Annotated in this window: 1 pseudogene; it reads left to right on the top strand. The window is 66.3% G+C overall.

Annotated elements, in window-relative coordinates:
- A pseudogene (locus ISP25_RS00005) lies at positions 1 to 736 on the top strand (hypothetical protein); the annotation flags it as partial.

The following is a 736-nucleotide window of genomic DNA, read 5'->3' as shown; positions in this document are numbered from 1 at the left end:
GCACCACGCTGGGCGGCGCGGTGACGACGACAGGTGCGCAAACCTACAACGACGCGGTGACCTTGTCCGGCAACGTGACGCTGACGACCACCAACGGTGCGGTGGACTTTGCCAGCACGGTGGACAACGCGAGCACGACGGCCGAAAGCCTGACGGTGAGCGCGGGCAGTGGCGCCGTGACGTTCGGCGGAGCGGTAGGCGGCAATGTCACCAACGGTGCATTGGACGCGCTGACCACCAGCAGCGGCACCTTCAGCGCAGGTGCGCTCAACATCGGCACGGGCGGTTTGTCGATCACCACCTCGGCGGGCAACATCGCCCAGGGTGGCGCCTGGTTGGTTGCCGGCACATCGAAATTCGATGCCGGTGCGCATGCCATCACGTTGAACAACACCGGCAACGACTTTACGGGGGCGGTGAGCCTGACGAACAGCGGTAGCAATGCCGTGTACCTCGACAACGGCGGCAACGCGTTGACGCTGGGTACGCTGAGCCTGGGCAGCGGTGCGCTGACCTTGACCGACTACGGCGCGACGCCACTGCTGTTGACCAACGACATCACCACCGACGGCGGTGCGGTGTCATTCGGTGGCGCGGTCACGCTGGGCAGTTCGAGCGTCACCATCGACACCACCGGAGGCGGCGCGACGGTGGCTGGCGCGAACATCAGTTTCGGCGGCGACGTCAGTGGCACCACGGCAGGCGGCAGCAGCCTGACTTTGATGGCGGGAACGGC

It is taken from the genome of Rhodanobacter hydrolyticus, assembly GCF_044904645.1.
Note: the sequence above shows the minus strand (reverse complement) of the source record. Positions and strands in the feature narration are given on the sequence as shown.